Below are 3,327 nucleotides of genomic sequence, written 5' to 3'. Positions count from 1 at the left end.
ATGAAAGGCAGCGGAGCCAGTTACGGGTTTCCGGAAATTTCCGAATTAGGATCTGAAATGGAAGAGGCTGCCAAAAATCGAAAATTGCCAAATCTAAAACAACTCGCCAAGCAATTCAAGTCATTCCTGAAAAAGTACAAATCAGACGAAACCCTGGAAGAGCAAAAAGGTTGACATTTTACAAAAAAATGTTTAATTCTAAACCTTTCAGGTTTACTCATCTTCATTTCTAATTTCGATAAATCCAGTATAGTAAATCGTTGAAGGCGTCAAAATCTGCAAGGTTTAGAATCAGTTAAGCATGTTTAAAAAAATTGGAGAGACTAATGTCTGATATAGCAGTATCCGGATATATAAAACAAAATCTCGAACCAGCCAGCCTGAACGGCGATACCGATATCGATGAAACCGCCGAATGGCTCGAAGCGCTTGAAGATGTTATTGAATTTAAGGGTTCAGAGCGCACCCTTTTTCTATTAACTAAACTTATAGAGAAAGGGCGTCAACTCGGTATTCAGTTGCCCTTTACAGCAAACACGCCGTATATAAATACAATTCCGGCCGAGGCAGACCCCCCTTTCCCCGGCGATCGTGCTATCGAGCGCCGAATTAAGAGTATTGTCCGCTGGAACGCAATGGCAATGGTTGTTCGGGCCAATATGAAGTCAGATGGCCTTGGCGGGCATATCTCCACTTTTGCATCTGCTGCAACGCTTTATGAAGTTGGATTTAATCATTTCTTCCGCGGCCGCGGTGAAAATTTCGACGGCGATCAAATCTACTTTCAAGGGCACGCCGCGCCGGGTATTTACTCCCGTGCTTTTCTGGAAGGACGGCTTACCGAAACTCAATTAGAAAATTTCAGACAAGAATTAGAAAAGGGCGGCGGGCTGTCGTCTTATCCGCACCCCTGGCTCATGCCGGACTTTTGGGAGTTCCCCACGGTTTCAATGGGGCTTGCGCCGATTACGGCAATTTACCAGGCGCGTTTTAACCGCTATCTGCAAGACCGCGGCATCAAAGATACTTCACACCAACATGTTTGGGCGTTTCTGGGGGACGGCGAAACCGACGAACCCGAAAGCTTAGGTGCGATTACATTGGCGGCCCGTGAACAACTCGACAATTTGATTTTTGTAATCAATTGTAATTTACAGCGCCTGGACGGACCGGTTCGCGGCAACGGCAAAATTATTCAGGAATTGGAGACCGTATTTCGAGGCGCAGGCTGGAATGTGATAAAAGTTATTTGGGGCTCCCAATGGGATCCTCTCCTTAAGCAGGATAAAAACGGTCTTCTGGTGCAACGAATGAACGAAGTTGTCGATGGCCAGTACCAAAAATACACGGTTGAGCCCGGCGATTATATTCGGGAACATTTCTTTGGCAAGTACCCGGAACTTAAAAACCTGATTCAAAATATCTCCGGGGGGCAATTAAAGAAACTCAGGCGCGGGGGACATGATCCGGTTAAAGTCAACGCGGCCTATCAAGCTGCCATTGAAAATGAAGGAAGTCCAACTGTCATTTTAGCCAAAACAGTTAAAGGCTACGGGTTGGGCGAAGCCGGCGAGGGAAAAAATATAACCCACCAGCAAAAAAAGCTGAATGAAGACGAAATGATGCACTTTCGCGATAGATTCGACATACCGATCCCTGATTCCCAGGTCCGCACAGCGCCTTTTTATAAACCTGCCAAAGATAGTGAAGAAATTCAATATTTGCTGGAAAGAAGGCGAGAGCTTGGCGGATTTGTGCCCGAACGAAAAGTCTTCTCCGTTCCAATGGATATACCAAAATTAGATATTTTCAATGAATTTCTCAAAGGTTCGGAACGCGAAGTCTCCACGACAATGGCATTCGTCCGTATGCTGACCCAGCTTTTAAAACACAAAGACATTGGCGACCAGATTGTGCCAATCGTACCGGACGAAGCCCGAACTTTCGGTATGGAGTCACTGTTTCGTCAGTACGGCATCTACGCACACCAGGGACAACTCTATGAGCCTGTGGACTCGAACACCTTTTTATATTATCGTGAGGCGAAAGACGGGCAACTCCTTGAGGAGGGAATTACCGAAGCCGGTTCCATGTCTTCTTTCACCGCAGCGGGCACCGCTTATGCGACCCACGGCGTGGACATGATTCCGTTTTTCATTTTTTATTCCATGTTTGGTTTCCAGCGAGTCGGCGACTTAATCTGGGCGTTTGGTGATCTGCGAGGCCGAGGATTTCTTTTGGGCGCGACTTCCGGACGAACGACTCTGAATGGTGAAGGCCTGCAGCACGAAGATGGCCACAGTCACGTTTTGGCCAGCACTGTGCCAAACCTGCTTACTTATGATCCAACTTATGCTTATGAAATCGCGGTTATCATTCAAGACGGTTTGAAACGCATGTACCATGACCGTGAAGATATTTTTTACTATATCACTTTGGGAAATGAAAACTATCCCATGGCAAAAATGCCGCAAGGGTGTGAGAGTGGCATTCTCAAAGGGCTTTATAAATTCTCAGAGAAGAAAAAAACAGCGAAACACAAAGATTTTCACAAAGCGCACATCTTTGGCAGCGGCTCAATTCTGCGTGAGGCTTTGAGAGCGCAAGAAATTTTGGAGAAAAAATACAAAGTCCTTGCCGATGTTTGGAGCGCTACCAGTTACAAAGAACTCCGCCGCAACGCTCTGGAAGTCGAGCGCTGGAACCTGCTGCATCCAACCAAAAAGCCCAAAAAAGCTTACATCTCCCAACTTCTGGAAAAGGAAGAAGGTCCGTTTGTAGCAGTCTCTGATTACATGAAAATCGTTCCCGAGCAAGTCAACCGCTGGGTACCAGGTGGCCTGTACTCACTTGGAACCGACGGCTTTGGCCGCAGCGACACCCGCGAGTCCCTGCGCCGCTTCTTTGAAGTCGATGCCGAGTGCATTACGATTGCTGTTTTGAATCAGCTCGCACAACAGGGCAAAATCAAACCCGATGTTGTCAAAAAAGCCATCGATGAGTTGGGGATTGATGCGGAGAAGGCTGATCCTGTGAAATCCTAAAAAATGTAGGAGCGTTAAATTTAACACTCGTGTGAAATATATCGAATCATAATTAATAAGCTTAACTTATTGAAAATATTGAATAGATAATTTAGTGAGTAACAAATAAGCAACAAATTTGAAGAAAAACAGTCAAAAACCAGGAAAATCTTAATCAACTTTGTAAACCGTTTCAATCGTTTTAGATGTTCTCAGGGTGGCTCAGGCTTCTTGCGACGGGTCTTCGGAGTCGCCTTTTGTTTCGGCTCAACCATAAGCTGTTCCTCGATTTCAGTCCCGTTCG

2 protein-coding genes are annotated in these 3,327 nt (G+C 45.9%); both read left to right on the top strand.

Going from position 1 to position 3,327, the window contains the following annotated elements; all coding sequences use genetic code 11:
- The coding region (locus tag IH879_21735) for an Hpt domain-containing protein (protein MCH7677548.1) at positions 1 to 174 on the top strand (174 nt) is incomplete at its 5' end.
- A 152-nt stretch (positions 175 to 326) separates the two neighbouring features.
- Positions 327 to 3,044 (top strand): pyruvate dehydrogenase (acetyl-transferring), homodimeric type, encoded by a 2,718-nt coding sequence (gene aceE / locus IH879_21730; protein MCH7677547.1) that lies wholly within the window; start codon positions 327 to 329, stop codon positions 3,042 to 3,044.
- Positions 3,045 to 3,327 lie beyond the last annotated feature (283 nt).

The sequence above is a fragment of the candidate division KSB1 bacterium genome, from assembly GCA_022562085.1.
GTDB lineage: Bacteria > Zhuqueibacterota > Zhuqueibacteria > Oceanimicrobiales > Oceanimicrobiaceae > Oceanimicrobium.
Note: the sequence above shows the minus strand (reverse complement) of the source record. Positions and strands in the feature narration are given on the sequence as shown.